We start from the raw sequence: 18,806 nt of genomic DNA, 5'->3' as shown, positions 1-18,806 counted from the left end.
GCCCGGGGGGGTCCGGCCACGCCCGGACCCCACGCCCGGACCCCACGTCCGGATCAGGAGGCGGCGGTCCGTACCGCGTCGGCCGGCGGTGTGCCGGGCCGGCCGATCAGGCGGCTGAGGTCGTCGCCGGGGGTGTCGAGGCCGCCACGCGCGATGGCCCCGTCCAGGCCGGCGACGAAGTGGGCGGTGCCCTCGTCGAGACCGGCGGACTGGAGGACGCCGGCCAGCTCGGAGACCGTGACGTCGCGGTACACGACCTTCGTCCCGGTCACCTCGGTGATCGTCGTGGCGAGTTCCGTCAGTGTGAACGGCGTGCCGCCCAGCTCGTAGACGGCGTTGTCGTGGCCCTCGCCGGTCAGCGCGGCGGCAGCGGCGGCGGCGTAGTCGGCCCGGGTGGCGGCGGCGATCCGCCCGTCGCCGGCGGCGCCGAGGATCTCGCCGCGCTCAAGGTACTGGCCGAGCTGGCCGGTGTAGTTCTCGGTGTACCAGCCGTTGCGCAGCAGGGTGAACGGGACGCCGGACTCGCGCAGCACGATCTCGGTGGCCTTGTGCTCCGCGGCGAGGGAGAGTTCGGTGCTGTCCGCGCGCAGGATGCTGGTGTAGGCGATGCGTGCGACTCCGGCGGCCCTGGCGGCCTCGATCACGGCCGTGTGCTGGGGCACCCGCCGGCCGACCTCGTTGCCCGAGATGAGCAGCAGATTGGTGACGTCCCGCAGCGCGGCGGGCAGCGTCTCGGGCCGGGAGTAGTCGCCCTCGCGCACCACGACACCCCTGGCGGCGAGGTCGGCGGCCTTGGACGGGGTGCGGGCGATGGCGACGACGTCGGTGGCGGGGACGCCCTCGGCGAGCAGCGCGTCGATGACGAGACGGCCGAGGGGGCCGGTGGCGCCGGTGATGGCGTAGGTGGTCATGATCTCTCCTGGGAGTCGCCCGTGATTACTGGTCAGCAGTACTAACTTTTATACAGTACTGGTTGTTTTATGAATTCTGTACCCTTGGGGTATGCCGAACGCGTGTGCCCCCGATCCCGACACCGGTGAACCCACCGACGAACTCGTCAGCGACGTGTTCGCCCGCGACTGCACCTCCCGGGCGGCGCTGGAGGATGTGGCCGGCAAGTGGGGAATCCTCGCGCTGCTCGCCCTCGGTGAGTCCGGTTACCGGTTCAACGCCCTGCGGCGACGGGTGGCGGGCGTGAGCGAGAAGATGCTGGCGCAGACCCTGCAGACCCTTGAGCGAGACGGCATGGTCACCCGCGAGGTGCTGACGGTGATACCCGCCCGGGTGGAGTACTCCCTGACCCCGCTCGGCGCCCGCGTCGCCGAGCGTCTGCGCGGTCTCGCCGATCTACTCGAAGGCTCCGTGGACGAGATCGGTGCGGCGCGCGAGGCGTACGACAGCCGCCAGGCGTGACCGCGGGTGGGAACGGCTCAGGAGGACTCTCTCCAGGAGGCCCGGGTGGTGCCTCCCGCGGTCCCGGCCGCGTGCAGGTCGGCCTCGACGCGGGCCGCCGCCGCGAGCAGCGGCGGCAGCAGGTCGCGGCGGGCGGACTCGGGGGTGGTACGGCTCGCGTGGGAGGAGATGTTCATTGCGGCGGCCACCCGGCCGGAGCGATCGCGGATCGGCACGGCGATCGAGCGCAGCCCCTCCTCCAGCTCCTGGTCGACCATCGCCCAGCCCTGGGAGCGGACCCGCTCCAGCTCGGCTCGGAGCGACTCGGAGGTCGTGACGGTCTTCGGGGTGAACCTGCGCAGTGCGGCACGCTCCAGGTAGGCGTCCAGCTCGTCCGGGGGCAGCCAGGCGAGCAGCACCCGGCCCATCGAGGTGCAGTGGGCCGGGAAGCGGGTGCCGATGTTGATGGTCACCCGCATGATCCGGGTGGTGGCCACCCGGGCCACGTAGACGACGTCCTCGCCGTCGAGCACGGCCACCGACGCCGACTCGTGCACCTCGGCGACCAGCCGTTCGAGGTGCGGCTCGGCCATCTCGGGCAGGGAGAGGCTGGACAGGTAGGCGTACCCGAGGTCCAGGACGCGGGGGGAGAGCGCGAACAGCCGCCCGTCGGTCCTGACGTAGCCGAGGTCGACGAGCGTCAGCAGGAACCGGCGGGCCGCCGCCCTGGTCAGGCCGGTCGCGCGGGCGACCTCGCTGAGCGTCAGCTCGGGGCTCGTCGCGCTGAACGCCTTGATCACCGAGAGCCCGCGCGCCAGCGACTGCACGTGGTCGGAGCCGCGGTCAACCGGTTCGATCATCGCCGTCCTCCTCGTTCCGATCGAACTCTAGCGCCGCCCGTGCCACCGCGAACGCCCGGTTCGCGGCGGGTACGCCCGCGTAGATCGCGGTCTGCAGCAGCACCTCCTTGATCTCCTCCTCGGTGAGACCGACGCGGAGCGCGGCCCGCACGTGCATGGCCAGCTCGTGCTCCTGCCCGAGCGTGGCCAGCATGGCGAGGGTGATGCAGCTGCGGGTGCGCCGGTCCAGGCCGGGACGGGTCCAGATCTCCCCCCAGGCGTACCTGGTGATGAACTCCTGGAAGTCGGCGGTGAACGGGGTGGCGCTCGCGGTGGCGCGGTCCACGTGCTCGTCACTGAGTACGGCCCGGCGCGTCGCGTCCCCGGTCTCCCACCCGCTCATGTCCCTGCTCTCCTCCGCGCTCATGTCCCTGGTTCCTCTCGTGCTCGTCCGCCGGTCTTCCCCGCGCTCACGTGCCGGGTTCCGCGAGGTTCCGGTGGGCGGCGAGTGCCCGGTCGACGAAGGTGAAGGCGGAGCCCAGGGCACCCGACGGGTCGAGGGCCGCGTCGACCTCCTCGGCGGTCAGGGGGACACCGGGATCGGCGAGCAGGACCTCCCGCAGCGTCAGGCCCCCGGCGGCGGCGCGGGCGCAGGCGGCGTCCACCAGCCGCCGGTCCTGCGGGGTGCCGCCGAGCCGGACGACCACCTGCTCGGCCATCAGCAGCCCCCGGGTCGCGTCGAGGTTGGCGCGCATCCTGGCGGTGTCCACGGTCAGGCCCTCCAGCACCTCGCGCAGCCAGGAGGCGGCGCTGCCGGTGAGCCGGAGCAGCTCGCCCAGCGTCTCCCACTCGGCCTGCCAGGGCCCGGCCGCGCGCTCGTGCTCGGCGACCATGCCGCCGAGGAGGGAGGCGACCAGCCCGGGTACGCGCTGGACGCAGGCGAGTACCGACATCGAACCCACCGGGTTCCGCTTGTGCGGCATCGCGCTGGAGGTGCCCCGCCCGGGTCCGGTGGGCTCGGCGACCTCCGCCACCTCGGTCTGGGCCAGCAGCTTCACATCGTTCGCGATCTTGCCGAGCGTCCCCGCGGCGGTGCCGAGCGCGCAGGCGAGCCGGACGACCGGGGTCCGGTCGGTGTGCCAGGGAACGACCGGTTCGGCCAGCCCGAGCTCGGCCGCGAGCAGCGGCGGCACCTCGTGGCCCCGCTCGCCGAGGACCGACAGGGTGCCCGCCGCCCCGCCGTACTGGGCCGGCAGCGGCACCCGCGCCAGCTCGGTCCGGGAGCGGTCCAGCGCGCTCAGCCAGCCCGCCGCCTTCAGCCCGAACGTGATCGGTACGGCGTGCTGGCCGACCGTACGCCCGGCCATGACGCTGCCGCGGTGCTCGGACGACAGCCGCGCGCAGGCCCCGGCGCAGGCGGACAGGTCGGCCAGGACCGGGGCCAGGGCGCGGCGGGAGAGCAGCATCGCCGCGGTGTCGTTGATGTCCTGGCTGGTGGCGCCGTAGTGCACGAACCGCCGCAGGCCGGGCTCGATCCGCGCCCGCAGGGCGGCGACCAGGCCGATGACGGGGTTGCCGCTCCGAGCCGCCTCGGCGCCCAGTTCGGCGAGGTCGTAGAGCTCGGGACGGCAGGCCGCGGCCACTGCCGGGGGCACCTCGGCGGGGACCAGTCCGATCCCGGCCTGCGCGGTGGCCAGCGCGGACTCGACGTCCAGCATGGCGGCCAGCCACGCGACGTCCGACACCTGCGCGGCGGCCCCGCCCCTGGCGAACATCCCGGAGAACAGCCCGGCGGTGGCGGGAGCGGTCATGGTCACCTCCGGATGGCTCGAATGTCGTGCACGGCGGCCCGGGAGTCAGCGCCCCCGGGGGCAATGCTGACCTACCCGGCGCCGCCTTCTTCACGGCCGTCCGCCGGTGAGCCCGCGGAGGGCGGCGAGCTCCTCCGGGGTCGGGGGTGCGGTCTCGCGGAGGCCGGGGGCGGCGGCCAGTTCCCAGCCGGTGGCGGCGCGGGCCTCGTCGAGGGTGACGCCGGGGTGCAGGTGGGTGAGGACCAGCTCGCAGGTGTCCGGGTCGGGCTCCAGGATGCCCAGGTCGGTGATGACCGTGCGGGGGCCGCTGCCGCGCAGGCCGAGGCGCTCGCGGTCGCCGGGCCCCGAGCCGAAGCCCACGGAGGTCACGAAGTCCACCCGGTCGACGAACGTGCGGCGGCTCTGCCGCACGACCACCGTCACCTCGCGGCAGGAGGCGGCGATCTCGGGGGCCCCGCCCGCGCCGGGCAGCCGGACCTTCGGGTCGTCGTAGGGGCCGATCACCGTCGTGTTGATGTTGGCGAACCGGTCGATCTGGGCGGCGCCCAGGAATCCGACGTCGATCCGGCCCGGCTGGAGCCAGTAGTTGAAGATCTCCGGCACGCTGACGACGGCGTCGGCGGTGTCGGCCAGCACGCCGTCCCCGATCGACAGGGGCGGCCGGTCGGGCTTGGCGCCGATGGTGCCGGACTCGTAGACGAGGACCAGGCCGGGGGCGTGCGTACGGCGGGCGAGGTTGGCGGCGACGCTGGGCAGGCCGATGCCGACGAAGCACGAGCCGCCGTCCCGCAGCCGCCGGGCCGCGGCCACGGTCATCATCTCGTCGGAGGTGTAGCCGGTGCTGTGGGAGGGGGCGGTCGTCAAAGCACGTGCTCTCTCATCCAGGCCGCGAAGGTCTCCCGGTCGCGGCTGATCTCGTCCCAGGCGAGGTAGAAGTCGTTGTCGCGGCTGGAGTACCCGGCGCTGTAGGAGGGGTGGGAGCCGCCGGGGGCCTCGGAGACGTAGGTGATCGCCCAGCCGGGCAGCACGATCGCGCCGGGGCGCGGCTCCAGCTCGTCGACGACCTCCTCCACGGTGACCAGCGAGCGGCGGGCGGCCAGGACCGCCTCCTTCTGCACGCCGGTGATGCCCCAGAGCTGCACGTTGCCCCGCCGGTCGGCGCGCTGCGCGTGGATCACGGCGACGTCCGGATTGATCGCGGGGACCGCGGTCAGCTCCTCGCCGGTGAACGGGCAGGTGATCGGCCTGATGTTGGCGGTCCTGCCGGGCAGGTCGGTGCCCCGGTAACCGCGCAGCACCGCGAAGGGCAGCCCGGAGGCCCCGGCGACGTAGGCGTTCGCGATGCCCGCGTGGCTGTGCTCCTCGATCTCCAGGGGGCCTGGCCAGTGGTTCTGCACCGCGTCGCGGAAGCGGTGCAGCGAGCCCACCCCGGGGTTGCCTCCCCAGGAGAAGACCAGCCTGCCGGCACAGCCCATCCCGATCATCTGGTCGTAGATCAGGTCGGGGGTCATCCTGATCAGGGTGAGATCGCGGCGCCCCTGCCTGATGATCTCGTGCCCGGCCGCGTAGGGGATGAGGTGGGTGAAGCCCTCCATCGCCACGCTGTCGCCGTCGTGCACGAGATCGGCCACCGCCTCGGCGAGCGGAACCACCGTGGCCATCGCGCCCCCTTAACGCATGTTCGGCATGCGAACGAATGTTCTTTGAGTGAACATACTGACTCACCGTCCGGATGGTCAAACCGGTGGCCATCGTTCCTTGACATAGAGGCGTTCACCGAGACCCGCTGGGTGACGATGCGAGGATCGGTGAGCCACCGCGTTGCCGTGGCGGCTTCATCGGTGCGTGCCCGGCACGGGTGCCGGCCCTACCCCTCGAAGCGCTTCACCGAGCGGGCTGTGGGAAAGTTGGCCAATGGTCGAGCGGGGGGTCGGTGTGTCGCGGGTGTCGTGGGTGGTGCTCATCGCGGGCTTCGTGCTCGCCTCGCTCAACCTGCGGCCCGCGCTGGCGAGCGTCTCCCCGGTGCTGGACGAGATCATGGGCGACCTCGGGCTGAGCGCCGCCGGGGGAGGAGCGATCACCACGGCCATGGTGGTCTGCCTGGGCGTGCTGGGCCCGCTCGCCCCGCTGCTCGCCCGCCGCTTCGGCCTGGACCGCACGCTCATGGCCGGGCTGCTGATCCTGGCCGCCGGGGTGATGCTGCGCAGCGCGGGAAGCGTCCCCGCGCTCTACGCGGGAGCGGCCGTCGCCGGCATGGCCATCGCCGTCATGAACGTCGCGATGCCCGGCGTGGTCAAGCAGCACTTCCCCTCGCGGGTCGGCCTGTTCACCGGGATCTACGTCTCCGGACTGGTGCTGGGCTCCGCCGCGGCGTCCGGGCTGATGATCCCGCTGGAGCGTGCCACCGGGTACGGCTGGCGCGAGGTGACCGCGATGACCGCGATCCCGGCGCTGGCCGCCGCGGTGTTCTGGCTGCCCCAGGCACTGCGCCGCCCCGCCCGCTCCGAGGTCGCGCCCAGACCGTTCGCACAGCTGCTCCGCACCCGGGTGACCTGGTACGTCACCGTCTACATGGGCCTGCAGTCGCTGACCTTCTACGTCATGCTGGCCTGGCTACCGACGATCTTCAAGGACGCGGGACTCCCCGCCGACCAGGCCGGATACCTGCTCAGCCTCACCAACCTGGCCCAGGTGGCGGCCACGTTCACGGTCCCGATCCTCGCCGGGCGCGCACGGTCGCAGGTGCCGTACGTCACCGCCGCGACCCTCCTCACGGTGGCCGGATACCTCGGTGTGCTGTTCGCCCCGGCCACCCTCCCGTGGCTCTGGATGATCGTCCTCGGTGTGGGGCAGGGCGCCTCGATCGCGCTGGCCCTGCTCATCATCGCGCTCCGCGCCCCCGACCCGGTCTCGGTGACCGCGCTCTCGGCCGTCGCCCAGTCCGTCGGGTATGTGCTGGCCGCGCTCGGGCCGCTCCTGGTCGGCGCGCTCCACCAGTTCTCCGGTGGCTGGACGCTGCCGCTGCTGGCCGGGCTCGGCGCGTGCGGCCTGCAACTGGCGGCCGGGTTCCTGGCGGGGCGACCGGTCACGCAGGCCGGTACGGGCGCCCCGCCGGGAACCCGGCCGGCCGAGGATTCCCCCTCCCTGGCCTGACCCGTCGCTCCCCCGGGGTCGGCGGAGCGGCTCAGGACATCGGCTCTCGGCGCAGGCGGAGACAGAAACAGGCGCCCCCGTCCTTGCCGGGTTCGTACCAGGCGTCGCCGCCGTTGCCCTGGGCGAGGCTGCGGACGATCCAGAGTCCCAGCCCGGTTCCCTCCGTCTCCTGCTCGACCGCCGGCGCGCGGCTGAAGCGCTCGAACAGCCGGGGCACGAAATCCTCCGGCACACCCGCCCCCCGGTCACACACCCGGACCTGGACCCAGCCAGGCCGCCCGAACGCGGACACCTCGATCGGTGGGCGCCCATAGGCGAAGGCGTTCTCCAGGTAGTTCTCCAGCATCGCCGAGAACTCCTTGCGATCGACCCTGGCCACCAGCTCGGGACTGCAGGACAGGTGCACGTCCTGGGGCCGCCCGTCCACCTCGCCCAGCCGCTCGAGGATGAATTCGAGCACGGGGACACGTTCCAGGGAGGCGGACGCACCCCTCGCGTCGATCGTCGACGCGGTGAGGAGCTTCCGGACCAGCCCTTGGAGGCGAGCCGTGCGATCGGCGATGCGCTCGACGATCTCGGCCCTCTGCTCCTCGGCCAGCGCGACCAGGCGGTCACGCAGCACGTCCACCAGCACGCTGATCGCCGCCAGGGGATTGTGGAGTTCGTGGGCCGCGATCGCCACGGCGACGTTCTGGCGATCCAGGGCCGCTTCCATCTCCCGCTCTTCGTGCCTCTGGCGTGTGACGTCGCGGAGTGTCGCCACGTAGAGGTGCTCGCCCTCCAGGGTCGTGGCGGTGATCCGCATCTCGACCACCCGCCTGCCTCCGCCGGGCAGCATCAGGTCGATCCCGGTCGCCGCGCCGGCGACGAGGGGGAAGCCGAACAAGGTGCCGATGAGTTCCTCCGCCGGGCGGGCGAAGAGCTCCGCGGCGGCCGGGTTGCAGAGCCGGATGACTCCCTGCTCGTCGACCGCGATGATCCCGTCCGCCGAGGCCGACACGATCACCTGGTTGATGTTGCCCGGAGATCCCGCGTCGTCGGGCCGCCCCGGCTCGGAGCCCGCGGCGGACCTGCCCTCGGCTGAGGGATCCCCTTCGGTCCTCACCCCGACGGCCCTTCTGTCCTCTCGGATCCGGGTGCCCACAGGGTCGCGGGGCTGATGTCCCCGGTGAGGATCTGGGAGATGCCCCGCAAGGGCTCACCGATGTGCATGCCGGTGTCGTCGATCGTCACCTCGCGGATGCCTTGGTCGTGGGCGGAACCCCGCGTCTGGAGTACGGTGATCGCACGCTGGACCTCTCCGACGCGCTCGACGTACTGGAGCAGGACCCAGACGTCGGTGAAGCCGGCGATCTCCGCGGTCGTCGGCGTGCCCGTTGCCATGAGCCGCCCCGTGGGTCTCGCTGTGAGAAGTGTCGTGATCTCGTTCTGGCGGAGAACCGCTCCCAGCGCGATGACGAAGTCGAGCAGGGCCCGTGGCGTGACGACGCGTTCGAGCGCGGACAGCGTGTCGATGACCAGCCGACGGGGCCCGAACTCCTCGATGGCCCGCCTGAGCTGGAGAAAGTGATCCTCTGGCGACGCCACCTCCGGGTAGTCGGAGATGACCCGGAGCAGACCCGATGCCTGCATGGACCTGATGTCCAGGCCCCAGCCGTCGGCGTTGCGGAAAAGTTGCTCACGGGTCTCGTCGAAGGTGCAGAGCAGGCTGCGCTCGCCCGCCTCGAACGCGGTGGCGGCGAAACGCAGACCCGCCAGCGTCTTGCCCGTGCCGGTCGGGCCGGACATCAGGACGATCGCGTCCCGGTAGAAGCCGCCGCCGCACATCTTGTCCAACTCGGCGTTGCCCGACGAGACGCGGTCCGGTGACGCGCGGCCGGAGGACGCCAGGAACGCGAGGGGAATGACCACGATCCCGTCCTGCGGGTCGATGGTGAAGAGCCATTCCCCGGAACGGTGCGGGGCGCCGCGGAACTTGACGATCTCGACGGTACGGCTCCGCCGCCCCTGCCGCAGGACGTTGCGCAGGATGATGACGTTGTCCAGCACGAACTGTTCGACCCCGTAGCGGGTCACGCCGTCATACTCCGCGGGCCGCTCCGCGGTGAGCACCGAGGTGACCCCGAGCGTTTCGAGGATGGAGGCGATCCGGACCAGCTCGTGGCGGATGGTCTCGACGCCGGTGAAGCGGGTGAAGATCGCGCCGAGTGAGTCGAGCGCGACACGGCGGGCTCCGGTCTGGCGGACCGCGTGCTGGATGCGGGCCACCAGCGCGCCGAGGTCGTAGGACCCGACGGCCTGCTCCTCCTCGCCGATGCCCATTGACGCGTCGACGAAGGCCCACTTCCCCTCGTCCTCCCACTGCTCGATGGGGAAGCCCAGCGAGGCCGAGTTACGCCGGATATGGCTGGATGTCTCCTCGAAGGTGACAAACACCCCCGGCTCGTTGAAACGTATGATCCCGCGAGCGAGGAACTCGACGGCGAACAGTGTCTTACCGCTGCCGGTCGTGCCGCTCACGAGCGTGGACCGGTTGGCGGGCAGCCCGCCCAGGGCGACATGGTCGAAGCCGTTGATCCCCGTGGGCATCCGCTCGATCGTTCCGCCGCCGCTCATCGTCGTGGCCTTTCCGAGGGCGGTTTTTCCAGAACCGGGAGGCCGAGGGCGACTGCGGCGCGGTCGTGGTCGGACAGGTCCCCGATCACCCGTCGCTGCGGTGGCGGCGCGAGTCTGATCACCGTCGGGGTGGCCAGGATCCGTCCCTCCTCCGCCAGGTCGGGCCGTTCGGCGGCGTCGATGACCTCGACCTCGTACGTGCCGGACAGGCGGGCGTTGCAGAGGAACCGCAGGTTCACCTCCGCCGCCTTGGACCGTTCCGTGTTCCCGGCCACATACAGCCTGAACGAGTAGGTGGTCACCTGGGAACTCGTCTCCAGCCTGCGCGGATCCCAAACGGCGCCCCGCGGGATGTGCCGCCGCCCGTGCCCCATCGGGGTGAGGAAAGGCCGGGGTGCGTACCCGGATCAGGTGAGCATGACCTTCCCCGGTACCTCGCGTACTCATAAGTCCCCGCGGTCACACCCGCCGCACGAAGACCCCCGTGACCGGGTCCGGCGGCCTTGCCCATCGCCCCGCGCCGCGAGTAGCGTCGTGAGCAGGGCCTTTGAACAGGATGTGTCGGCCGTTCAGCCTGTTCCCGGCCCCTGACCCCTGACTCGCCCGCGGGGCCATGGGCCCGGGTCCGGTCATGATCGGCGGACCTTATGGCGGCGGGGGGCCGCCCACGAGGCGGGAGGCGTCCGCGGTCCAAGTGAGCAGGAGCATCCGATGACCCGAGTCCTCGTGGTCGAGGACCAGCGGGCGCTTGCCGGCGCTCTTGAGATCGCGATCGACGCCCAGCCGGATCTGGACTGTGTGGGAGCCGTTGGAACGGTTGAGGATGCCGTACCCCTCATGAAGGCACACCACCCCGACGTCGTGCTCATGGACATCCACCTGCCCGACGTCGACGGAATCGAGGGCACGAGGCGGATCAAGGCGGCTTACCCGGAGACCCGCGTCCTCATTCTGACGGGAGACGCCACTCCTGATCTCTTCACGGCCGCCGCGGCGGTGGGCGCCGCCGGATTCCTTGCCAAGGACACGACGTTCCCGGCCATCCTCAGAGTGATCCGGGCTTCGGTCGACGAGAAGATCATCATGGTTGAGGGTGAGACGCTCGAAGTGCTCCTGCGGACCCCCTCACCCGGCACGCCACCCCGAGACGGCCGTGAGAACCGGGCGGGGCTCACCGCACGCGAACTGGAGGTCCTCGGGCTGATGGGGGAGGGGCTCGATCCCCGGGCGATCGCCGAACGGCTCGTCGTGAGCCTGCACACCGCTCGCGGCCATGTCAAGAACGTCATGGCGAAGCTGGGCGTGCACAGTCAGCTTGAGGCGGTCGTCGTGGCCACCCGGACGGGTCTCCTGCCCGGCCGGTAGGCGTACGGCCGAGCCGCGGGGGCGGCCCGAGGCGCAGGTGTCCCGTCCGGCCGGGGTCGCCGATCCGGCCCATCTGGGGGTGGTCATCGGACCACCTGGGGGTGGCGGGTCCGCCGGCCGCCCTCCTAGCGTGGTGACCACGCACCGCACACTGCCAAGGTCTGGTTGCGGGAAGGAAAAACTGACATGAGGGATATGGTCGGTCTGTGTGACCACGTCGATGATTTCGACGTGTCTTCGGACCTCGGGCACGGGTGCCACGAGACTCCCGACCCCTCCGACGGTGTCGAGGTCGCCCAGACCATCGCCCGCACGCTGAAACGACTCAGGCAGGCGCTGCAGCAGCAGCGTCGGTTCGCCTCCGACGCCTCGCACGAGCTGCGCAGCCCCGTCGCCGCGCTGCGCGTGGAGCTTGAGGAGGCTCAACTGCATCCCGGCGATCATGACCTGGGGGAGGTGCTCGGGCGCGCGCTGAGCGACGTCGATCGACTTGAGGCGATCATCACCGATCTGCTCGCGCTCTCCAGGGCCGGGGAGAACACGCCGATCGAGTGGGAGCCGGTGGACCTGGCACAGCTGGTCCGGACGGAGGTCTTCCGGCGGGCGGACCGGCTCGACGTCCAGCTGCGGCTCGCACCCGGGGTGAACGTCAACACGGTCCGTCTCCAGCTTGCCCGGGTGCTCACCAACCTGCTGGACAACGCCCAGAGGCACGCGGAGCGCGTGGTGCGGGTCGAGGTCACCCGTGACGCGCACACCGCGGAACTGGCGGTCTCCGACGACGGAGCGGGGATCGTCGAGGCCGACCGGGAACGGATCTTCGAACGGTTCACCCGTCTGGACGCGGCCAGCAGCCGCGACCGCGGCGGCACCGGCCTTGGCCTGGCGATCGCTCGCGAGATCGCCGAGGGCCATCGGGGGACCCTCCGGGCCGAGGACTCACCCATCGGCGGCGCGTGTTTCGTGCTGCGGCTCCCGCTCACGGACCCCTCCGGACTCCCGTTCCACGACTCGGATCCGAGGCGGGCACGAGGGGATGGCGCCTTCGGGCGCCGCATGCTTGGCAACCCCGTGTGACCTGTGCCTACCTGGGATCAGGCCACCGCATCTCATGGCGGGCTTCAGGAGGATCGTCAGGCCGGTGCCGCCGCGGTCGCGTCCCCAGGCCCCCGAGGCCGTTGTCTTTGTGACTCGCTGTCCTTGTGGCTGACTTCCTTTGCGAGTCGTTGTCCCGGTGGTCATCTGGGCCTCCTACGGTCCCCAGCATGATCCGTAGGTTTCAGGTCGCGGTGCTGGCGGTCCTCGCGACCGGTACCGTCGCCTTCGTGTTGCCGCAATCCGAACTCGCGATCGCCGAGCCCCGTGTCCGCGAACCCATCGTCATCGGCCACCGGGGTGCCAGTGCGCACCGGCCCGAGCACACCCTGCTCTCCTACGAGGCCGCCATCGCGCTCGGCGCCGACTACATCGAGCCCGACCTGGTCGCGACCAAGGACCACGTGCTGGTCGCCAGGCACGAGAACGAGATCGGCGCCACCACGGACGTCGAGAACCATCCCGAGTTCGCGGACCGCCGCACCACCAAGACCGTCAACGGCAGGTCCATCACCGGCTGGTTCACCGAGGACTTCACGCTCGCCGAGCTGAAGACCCTCAGGGCCGAGGAGCGCATCCCCGACCTGCGCCCGGAGAACGCCGTCTTCAACGGCCTCGCGCAGATTCCCACCTTCGACGAGGTGGTCGAGCTGGCACGGCGGCACGGGGTCGGGGTCTACCCGGAGACCAAGAGCCCGAGCTACTTCGACTCCATCGGTCTCTCCCTGGAGGAGCCGCTGCTGGAGGTGCTCGACCGGCACGGCTGGAGCGGGAGCGGCGCCCCGGTCTTCATCCAGTCCTTCGAGACCGCCAACCTGCGCGAGCTGAGCAAGCGGACGGAGCTGCCGCTGATCCAGCTGATCGCCGCCGGCGGCGCCCCGTACGACTGGATCGCGGCCGGAGACCCGCGCACCTACGACACCATGGTCACCCCCGCGGGGCTGCGTGAGGTGGCCGGTTACGCGGACGGCGTCGGCGTCGACACCCGGCGGATCGTGCCGGCGGGACCCGACGGCCGCCTGCTGCCGCCCACCACGTTCATCCGGGACGCCCACCAGGCGGGACTGAAGGTCCACGCCTGGACCGTCAGGAACGAGAACTCACACCTTCCGCTGGACTTCCGGCTGGGCAACCCGGCCAGCCCGGTCTTCCCCCGGGCCACCGGCGACGTGATGGGCTGGCTGGAGAGGCTCTACCGGCTCGGCCTGGACGGCGTCTTCGCCGACGACCCGGGCATGGCCAGAGTGGTGCGGGCGCGGGTGTTCTGACACGATCCACATCGGTCCGTCACCGGTCGGCCGGTGACGGACCGTGTCATCGGCCTCAGGCGACCTCGACCATCTGCTCGATGTCGTCCAGCGGGCGCAGCTCGTCGGCGTAGCTGACCGAGACGCGGCGCATCACGCCGCTGTCGCTGATCGAGTACTGGCCCAGGCGCCAGAGCGGCGGCGAGTAGGCGTGGATCGAGACGCTGCCGTGCACCGCGCCGTTCAGCCGGTGGATGTGGTCGGGGCCGAAGGAGAAGGACTCGCCCTCGGAGATCATGGTCTCCAGGTGCTCGCCGCCGATCCGGGGGTTGCACTCCAGAAGCGTCCCGGCCACCACCCGGACCGCGCCGGAGGAGGTGTCGTGGTCGTGCCAGCCGGTGTCGTCCTCGGGCCGCCAGCACAGCAACCAGATGTCGACGTGGGAGTCACGGTAGAGGGAGGCGTAGTGGCGGCCCCCCTCCTCGGGGAACTCGACCTGGTCCTCCCACCGGGAGGGGTCGGCGGCCAGCTCGTTGACCAGGTCGAGCAGCTCGCGCCGGTCGAGGGCGCGGGCGGGCAGGGCCTCGTAGCTCATGAGGACTCACCGCCGGACGGCTTGGAGCCGTGGCTGTCCACTCGCCTGGCGATCTCGCCGTTCGGGGCCGTCGTCGCCGGGAGCGCACAGCTCTCACGGCCCTGGGACTGGTTCACTAACGCGACTCCTTTCGATTCAGCAGACGGTTGGGATTGGTGACCGCGATGGCGTGCCAGGCGGCGTCGCCGAGTCCCGGGTCCGGGGCGGCGGCATAGGGCTGGTCGGAACCGCTGACCACGACGTCGACGCCGAGCTCGCGGATGATCGCGTCGATGGCGCGCGGGCCGTAGGAGGAGGTCTCCAGGAAGATGCCGGGGTCGACCTGCCCCCGGCCCTCCCCGCCGCGGTTGGCCAGGCGCTCGGAGTGGAGCGGGGCCAGCCCGGCGAGCAGCGAGAAGCAGACCCGCAGGCGGGGGTGGCGGGCCCGGCCGAAGGCGGCGAAGGCGTACCAGGCGGCGTGCATCTGCTGCACGTACGGCACGACGGCGGGCCACCAGCCGGGCACCCCGGCCCCCTCGGGCTCCTCGGCCTCGGGGGCGGGGCCGGGGTGCACGAAGAGCGGCAGGTCGCGCTCGGTGAGCGCGTCGAGCAGCGGGGCGACCCTGGCCAGGCCCGCGGCGTCGCGCATGGCGGTCGCGGGCAGCTGGAGCCCGGCGAACCTCCGCCCCGCATGCCGGGTGTCGAGGCTTCTGGCGAGCCTGTCCGGATCGATCTCGCTGAGGCAGGTCGCCGCCCAGGCGCCGAACGGCGCGGGCAGGGCGAGGGCGTCCTCGTGGTAGGCGTCGATGATCGGCCAGGCGTCCTCGGGCGGCAGCGACTCGATGCCGAGCGGGCTGGACAGCGACACCAGGGCCAGGGCGAGGTCCGAGTTCAGCGCGAGGCGCGCGGCGAGATCGTGGTCCGCGGGGTTGACCTGGTAGGGGGGCTCGCCGTCCGTGTGGAGGGTCCAGCCGTCGAGGCGGGGGGCGGCCGTGCGGCGCCTGAGCGCGTCGACGAACGCGGGCGTCCACAAATGCTGGTGAACGTCGACGGTCACAACCGCCCTCCTCCCGGACTATCGAGGTATTCCCTACCTACAATATAGGTAACCGCTCTCACCATGGTACATCCAACAGTGACACGGTTCAGTGAACCGTTTCAGTGAACCGTTTCACCTACTATTGTGTCAATACCTCCGGAAAGATGTGATCCGCCCTGGAGCGCGCTCCCAGAGGTCCTGAGGAATAGGCTGGTCCGATGCCCCAGCCTCGGAAACGAGCGACCATACGTGAGGTGGCGAAGGCCACCGGCCTGTCACCCGCCGCCGTCTCGTACGCGCTGCGCGGCATGCAGGTCTCGGAGGAGACCATCGAGCGGGTGCGCCAGGCCGCGGCCGAGCTCGGCTACGAGGCCGATCCCATCGCCCGCGCGCTGGCCAGCGGCAGAACCGGCATGATCGGCCTGCTCTGCGGCTCGCTGGAGGATCTCTGGCAGCAGGCGCTGGCCGTCGGCATCGGCCGCGCGCTCAAGGACAACGACCGCTACGCCCTGATCCTGGACGCCGCGGGTGACCCCGCCAGGGAGCACACGCTCGCCAGGCAGCTCCGCGACCAGCGGGTGGACGCGCTGATCGTGCAGCCGGTCGACCCCGCGGCACCGCTCTGGGCCGAGCTGTGCGAGGGGCTGCCGGTGGTGTCGATCGGTGACGCGCTGGCCGGAGCGCGCGCCGCGGGCGAGGTCGTCTTCGACAACAGGGCCGGGGTGACCCTGGCCCTGGAACACCTGCGCGAGCGGGGGCACCGGCGCCTGGCCGTCCTCACCTCGACCAGGGCCAGCACCCCCGACAGACCCGCCGACGTGCACGTCATGGCCGAGGCCGGGCGGCTGGATCTGGACATCGAGCTGGTCACCGCCCCGCAGTCGCCGGCATCCGCCACCAGGGTCGCCGGCGAGATGCTCGACGCCGGGCACCGGGCGTTCTTCTGCTTCGCCGACTCGATCGCCTACGGCGTCTACGCGGCCTCGGCCGAACGGGGGCTGGTCATCCCGTCGGAGGTGTCGGTGATGGGCTACGACGACCACCCCATGTCGGGTCTGCTCACCCCCGGCCTGACCACCGTCGACTGGGACATCGACGGCATCGTCCGCGCCGCCGTCCGGATGGTGGTGGCCGCCGCCGACGGCAACCCGCGCCGCCGCCGCATCGTCCAGGCCCCCCAGCTCCACGAGCGCGGCTCGGTCGGCTGACCGGCGGGGAGTCAGCGAACGGCGAGGCCGGGCAGGAGCCCGCGTGCCACATCGAGGTCGGCGTCCAGCGGGCGGTCGTCCAGCGCGGGATCGAGGGGCAGGTCGCAGGGGACGCCGCGCAGGCGCAGGGTCCGTACGGAGGCCACCAGCTCGCAGGCCAGGACGATCTCCAGCGGCTCGACGGCGGCGAGCGCGGAGCGGGCCGCCTGCGGGGTGAAGCTCGCGTGGTCCTCGGTCCCCAGGGAGAGCACGGCGCCGCCCAGGGTGACGGGGGCGGCCAGATGGCGCAGCTCGGCCAGGGCGGAGTGCGCGACGTATTCGAGGATCATCACCCCGGAGCCGCCGGGGCGCTCGGCGAGGAAGGGGAGCAGCCCCGTGTGGTCCGGGTCGTTCAGGGTGGCGAGCCTGGCGGCGCTCATCGTCGCGGTCTGCACGAGCGCGGCCCGCAGGGCGTCGAGGGCGAGCGCGACCCGCGCCGAGTGGAAGTTGCCGTTGTGCCAGGCCCGGCCGTCGGCGATCAACGGGTTCTCCGGGGCCGCGTTCATCTCCTCGGCGACGGTCCGCTCCGTGTGGCGAAGAGCGTCGAGTGCGGCCCCGTGGACCTGCGGGAAGGCGCGGTAGCCGTACGGGTCCTGCACGCGGCGCGGGCTGGTGGCGCCGACCAGGTCGCGCAGCTCGGCCGCGACCGAGGTCTGCTCGGGGCCGCGCTGCACGACGGGGGAGAGCGGTTCCAGCGAGGCCTCGACGGCCAGGAAGGAGCGGGCCGCGACCGCGGTGGCGGCGGACAGCAGGACTCCCAGGCGATGGCAGGCCAGTGCCGCGTCCGCCAGGGTCGCCGCACCCGAGCTGATGAACGGCAGCGCGTCACCGGCGGCGAGCGCGAACCGGGGTACGGGCTCGTCGGCCCGCGTTCCGGCGGGGGGTCCGGTCTGTGCGCCCTCGGTCTGTGCGCTCCTGGAGGGAGGTCTCCAGGCAAGTTCGCCCACCAGGCAGAGCGCGGTGGTGGCCAGGGCGGTGAGGTCGCCGGTGCCGATGGCGCCGTAGGTGCGGATCGGCGGGGTCAGGCCCCGGTTGACGGCGGCGGCGAGTACCGGCAGGAGTGCGGGGTCGACCCCCGAGCCGCCGGCGAGCAACTGGTTGAGGCGGACGACGAGGGTGGCGCGGGCACGGAACTCCTCGATCCGCGGTCCTGCGCCGCCCGCGTGGCTGCGGAGCAGGCCGAGACCGGCGGCCTCGGTCTCCACGTCCTTGTTGGCGCCCACACCGGTGGTCCGGCCGTACACCGGCCCTTCGAGCAGGGCGGCCGTCCGCCATGCCGCCCGCGCGCGGGCCGTGGAGCCCAGCGCGACCCCGGAGCCGTGAGCCGCCCGATCGACCTGCTCGCAGGTCAGGTGGGCGCCGTCAAGGAGGACGACCATCGGCTCAGTCGCCGACGATCGCGTCGAGGATCAGGTCGAGGATCCAGCTGACCAGGCCGATGACGATCGCGCCCCAGAACGCGGGCCAGAAGCCCTCCACGTGGAAGGGCAGGCTGAGCTCCTTGGCGATCCAGCTGGTCAGCAGGAGCAGCCCGGCGTTGACGACCAGGGCGAACAGGCCCAGCGTGAGGATGTAGAAGGCGCAGCCGAGCGTCTTGATGATGGGCTTGAGAACGGTGTTGACGATCCCGAACACCAGGGCGACGGCGAGGAGCGTGCCGATCTCCTTGACGGGGGTCTGCGCGGACACCGTGATGCCGTCCACGAGCCGGGTCGCCGCCCACAGGGCGGCGGCCACCACCAGTATTTTGATGATTATCTTCACGTTTGGGCATCCTCGCATGGATGGTCGGGCGGGCGGCAGATCTGCCGCCCGAAGCGGATATATACGGACACTAGACACTTTGCTGGTCGGCTGAGCGCCTGCTGATCCGATCGATACCGAGCGCCACGGGCACGGTGGTGATGGCGCCCGGGGCGGCGGACCGCGTCCCGGCTTCCGTGCAAAGTTTCGCATCCATGACCAGATGCGGTCACGAAAGTGGCGAGATCTTGTCAGGTGCGTCGCCGTCTCGCGAGGAGGACCGCTACCGGATGGGAAAGTCCCAGATGAGAAGCGCGAATCGCCGAGGGGGGCCTCATCATGTCGGACGACCGACCATCCAGCGGCCGATCAGGAGATCAGTCCACCGGAGGCGGGACGGAACCCGGAAGCCGGCCCGTCCCCAAGCCGGGTCCGAGGCCCGGTCCCGCCCCTAAACCCGGCCCGGCTCCCAAACCCGGCCCTGGCCCTGGCCCTGGCCCTGGCCCCGGCCCCGGCCCCAAGCCTGGCCCCGGGGCCGGCCCAGGTTCGGCTCCCAAGCCTGGCCCTGGTCCCAAGCCAGGTCCCAAGCCCGGTCCCGGATCCAGCCCCGGCCCGGCTCCCAAACCCGGCCCCGTCCCCAAGCCAGGCCCCAAGCCCGGCCCCGTCCCCAAGCCAGGCCCCAGAC

General features: G+C 71.7%; 19 protein-coding genes. 6 read left to right on the top strand and 13 right to left on the bottom strand.

Features of this window, described 5'->3' with window-relative positions:
* Positions 1-53: 53 nt before the first annotated feature.
* Positions 54-911 (bottom strand): SDR family oxidoreductase, encoded by an 858-nt coding sequence (locus ABZU75_RS38835; protein ID WP_355565895.1) that lies wholly within the window; start codon positions 909-911, stop codon positions 54-56.
* Between the two features lie 91 nt (positions 912-1,002).
* Between ABZU75_RS38835 and ABZU75_RS38830 the strand changes: the two genes are divergently transcribed.
* Positions 1,003-1,413: a helix-turn-helix domain-containing protein gene (locus ABZU75_RS38830; protein ID WP_355565892.1), complete on the top strand. Its 411-nt coding sequence runs from the start codon at positions 1,003-1,005 to the stop codon at positions 1,411-1,413.
* Positions 1,414-1,430: 17 nt separating this feature from the next.
* On the opposite strand, the gene ABZU75_RS38825 is transcribed toward ABZU75_RS38830, so the two are convergent.
* The 5 genes from ABZU75_RS38825 to ABZU75_RS38805 all read right to left on the bottom strand — a co-directional run bounded on the left by ABZU75_RS38825 (position 1,431) and on the right by ABZU75_RS38805 (position 5,703).
* Positions 1,431-2,252 (bottom strand): IclR family transcriptional regulator C-terminal domain-containing protein, encoded by an 822-nt coding sequence (locus ABZU75_RS38825; RefSeq protein WP_355565889.1) that lies wholly within the window; start codon positions 2,250-2,252, stop codon positions 1,431-1,433.
* A complete protein-coding gene (gene pcaC / locus ABZU75_RS38820; protein WP_355565886.1) occupies positions 2,236-2,658 on the bottom strand; it encodes a 4-carboxymuconolactone decarboxylase in 423 nt (140 codons plus the stop codon). The genes ABZU75_RS38825 and pcaC overlap by 17 nt, the downstream gene beginning before the upstream one ends.
* Before the next feature lie 43 nt (positions 2,659-2,701).
* The gene (gene pcaB, locus ABZU75_RS38815) at positions 2,702-4,042 is read right to left on the bottom strand and encodes a 3-carboxy-cis,cis-muconate cycloisomerase (protein ID WP_355565884.1); all 1,341 of its coding nucleotides are present in this window, start codon (positions 4,040-4,042) and stop codon (positions 2,702-2,704) included.
* 90 nt (positions 4,043-4,132) lie between these two features.
* A complete protein-coding gene (locus ABZU75_RS38810; RefSeq protein ID WP_355565898.1) occupies positions 4,133-4,861 on the bottom strand; it encodes a CoA-transferase in 729 nt (242 codons plus the stop codon).
* A gap of 41 nt (positions 4,862-4,902) precedes the next feature.
* Positions 4,903-5,703 (bottom strand): CoA transferase subunit A, encoded by an 801-nt coding sequence (locus ABZU75_RS38805; protein WP_350912144.1) that lies wholly within the window; start codon positions 5,701-5,703, stop codon positions 4,903-4,905.
* Positions 5,704-5,956: 253 nt separating this feature from the next.
* On the opposite strand from ABZU75_RS38805, the gene ABZU75_RS38800 reads away from it, so the two are divergent.
* Complete coding sequence (locus ABZU75_RS38800; protein WP_355565881.1) at positions 5,957-7,195, top strand: MFS transporter; 1,239 nt, start codon at positions 5,957-5,959, stop codon at positions 7,193-7,195.
* Positions 7,196-7,226: 31 nt separating this feature from the next.
* Here ABZU75_RS38800 and ABZU75_RS38795 read toward each other — a convergent pair whose 3' ends face one another.
* Genes ABZU75_RS38795 through ABZU75_RS38785 form a run of 3 tightly spaced genes read right to left on the bottom strand, consistent with a single transcriptional unit; the run spans position 7,227 to position 10,185 of the window.
* Positions 7,227-8,300 (bottom strand): HAMP domain-containing sensor histidine kinase, encoded by a 1,074-nt coding sequence (locus ABZU75_RS38795; RefSeq protein ID WP_355565877.1) that lies wholly within the window; start codon positions 8,298-8,300, stop codon positions 7,227-7,229.
* Positions 8,297-9,811 carry a circadian clock protein KaiC gene (gene kaiC / locus ABZU75_RS38790; RefSeq protein WP_355565874.1) on the bottom strand — a complete coding sequence of 505 codons (1,515 nt, stop codon included), beginning with the start codon at positions 9,809-9,811 and terminating at the stop codon, positions 8,297-8,299. The genes ABZU75_RS38795 and kaiC overlap by 4 nt, the downstream gene beginning before the upstream one ends.
* On the bottom strand, positions 9,808-10,185 hold the full coding sequence (locus ABZU75_RS38785; protein WP_355565872.1) for a circadian clock KaiB family protein: 378 nt from the start codon (positions 10,183-10,185) through the stop codon (positions 9,808-9,810). Before ABZU75_RS38785 ends, kaiC begins: the two co-directional genes overlap by 4 nt.
* Positions 10,186-10,522: 337 nt before the next feature.
* Between ABZU75_RS38785 and ABZU75_RS38780 the strand changes: the two genes are divergently transcribed.
* The 3 genes from ABZU75_RS38780 (at position 10,523) to ABZU75_RS38770 (ending at position 13,539) form a co-directional block, all read left to right on the top strand.
* A complete protein-coding gene (locus ABZU75_RS38780) occupies positions 10,523-11,176 on the top strand; it encodes a response regulator transcription factor (RefSeq protein ID WP_355565869.1) in 654 nt (217 codons plus the stop codon).
* Between the two features lie 186 nt (positions 11,177-11,362).
* Positions 11,363-12,253 carry a HAMP domain-containing sensor histidine kinase gene (locus ABZU75_RS38775; RefSeq protein WP_355565866.1) on the top strand — a complete coding sequence of 297 codons (891 nt, stop codon included), beginning with the start codon at positions 11,363-11,365 and terminating at the stop codon, positions 12,251-12,253.
* Positions 12,254-12,441: 188 nt separating this feature from the next.
* Entirely contained in the window at positions 12,442-13,539 is a 1,098-nt protein-coding gene (locus tag ABZU75_RS38770) for a glycerophosphodiester phosphodiesterase (protein ID WP_355565864.1), read from the top strand.
* Positions 13,540-13,594: 55 nt separating this feature from the next.
* On the opposite strand, the gene ABZU75_RS38765 is transcribed toward ABZU75_RS38770, so the two are convergent.
* The gene (locus ABZU75_RS38765) at positions 13,595-14,113 is read right to left on the bottom strand and encodes a cysteine dioxygenase family protein (RefSeq protein ID WP_355565861.1); all 519 of its coding nucleotides are present in this window, start codon (positions 14,111-14,113) and stop codon (positions 13,595-13,597) included.
* Positions 14,114-14,228: 115 nt separating this feature from the next.
* Entirely contained in the window at positions 14,229-15,149 is a 921-nt protein-coding gene (locus tag ABZU75_RS38760) for an amidohydrolase (RefSeq protein ID WP_355565858.1), read from the bottom strand.
* Positions 15,150-15,385: 236 nt separating this feature from the next.
* Here ABZU75_RS38760 and ABZU75_RS38755 point away from each other — a divergent pair, with 236 nt between their 5' ends.
* Complete coding sequence (locus ABZU75_RS38755; RefSeq protein WP_350912172.1) at positions 15,386-16,339, top strand: LacI family DNA-binding transcriptional regulator; 954 nt, start codon at positions 15,386-15,388, stop codon at positions 16,337-16,339.
* Between the two features lie 11 nt (positions 16,340-16,350).
* Here the strand turns inward: ABZU75_RS38755 and ABZU75_RS38750 are convergent, their stop codons facing one another.
* Positions 16,351-17,757 (bottom strand): aromatic amino acid lyase, encoded by a 1,407-nt coding sequence (locus ABZU75_RS38750; RefSeq protein ID WP_355565854.1) that lies wholly within the window; start codon positions 17,755-17,757, stop codon positions 16,351-16,353.
* A gap of 4 nt (positions 17,758-17,761) precedes the next feature.
* Positions 17,762-18,142: a phage holin family protein gene (locus ABZU75_RS38745; RefSeq protein WP_350962804.1), complete on the bottom strand. Its 381-nt coding sequence runs from the start codon at positions 18,140-18,142 to the stop codon at positions 17,762-17,764.
* Positions 18,143-18,806: the final 664 nt, after the last annotated feature.

It is taken from the genome of Streptosporangium sp. NPDC005286, from assembly GCF_040607515.1.
Taxonomy (GTDB): domain Bacteria; phylum Actinomycetota; class Actinomycetes; order Streptosporangiales; family Streptosporangiaceae; genus Streptosporangium.
This window is presented reverse-complemented; position numbering and strand designations above follow the sequence as displayed.

Bases quoted from the DNA above. Each gene is read 5' to 3' on its own strand.
- ABZU75_RS38770 (WP_355565864.1), top strand. From the start codon at position 12,442: ATGATCCGTAGGTTTCAGGTCGCGGTGCTGGCGGTCCTCGCGACCGGT.
- ABZU75_RS38780 (WP_355565869.1), top strand. From the start codon at position 10,523: ATGACCCGAGTCCTCGTGGTCGAGGACCAGCGGGCGCTTGCCGGCGCT.
- ABZU75_RS38785 (WP_355565872.1), bottom strand. From the start codon at position 10,185: ATGGGGCACGGGCGGCGGCACATCCCGCGGGGCGCCGTTTGGGATCCG.
- ABZU75_RS38775 (WP_355565866.1), top strand. From the start codon at position 11,363: ATGAGGGATATGGTCGGTCTGTGTGACCACGTCGATGATTTCGACGTG.
- pcaB (WP_355565884.1), bottom strand. From the start codon at position 4,042: ATGACCGCTCCCGCCACCGCCGGGCTGTTCTCCGGGATGTTCGCCAGG.
- kaiC (WP_355565874.1), bottom strand. From the start codon at position 9,811: ATGAGCGGCGGCGGAACGATCGAGCGGATGCCCACGGGGATCAACGGC.
- ABZU75_RS38825 (WP_355565889.1), bottom strand. From the start codon at position 2,252: ATGATCGAACCGGTTGACCGCGGCTCCGACCACGTGCAGTCGCTGGCG.
- ABZU75_RS38810 (WP_355565898.1), bottom strand. From the start codon at position 4,861: ATGATGACCGTGGCCGCGGCCCGGCGGCTGCGGGACGGCGGCTCGTGC.
- ABZU75_RS38765 (WP_355565861.1), bottom strand. From the start codon at position 14,113: ATGAGCTACGAGGCCCTGCCCGCCCGCGCCCTCGACCGGCGCGAGCTG.
- ABZU75_RS38750 (WP_355565854.1), bottom strand. From the start codon at position 17,757: ATGGTCGTCCTCCTTGACGGCGCCCACCTGACCTGCGAGCAGGTCGAT.
- ABZU75_RS38805 (WP_350912144.1), bottom strand. From the start codon at position 5,703: ATGGCCACGGTGGTTCCGCTCGCCGAGGCGGTGGCCGATCTCGTGCAC.
- pcaC (WP_355565886.1), bottom strand. From the start codon at position 2,658: ATGAGCGCGGAGGAGAGCAGGGACATGAGCGGGTGGGAGACCGGGGAC.
- ABZU75_RS38835 (WP_355565895.1), bottom strand. From the start codon at position 911: ATGACCACCTACGCCATCACCGGCGCCACCGGCCCCCTCGGCCGTCTC.
- ABZU75_RS38800 (WP_355565881.1), top strand. From the start codon at position 5,957: ATGGTCGAGCGGGGGGTCGGTGTGTCGCGGGTGTCGTGGGTGGTGCTC.
- ABZU75_RS38830 (WP_355565892.1), top strand. From the start codon at position 1,003: ATGCCGAACGCGTGTGCCCCCGATCCCGACACCGGTGAACCCACCGAC.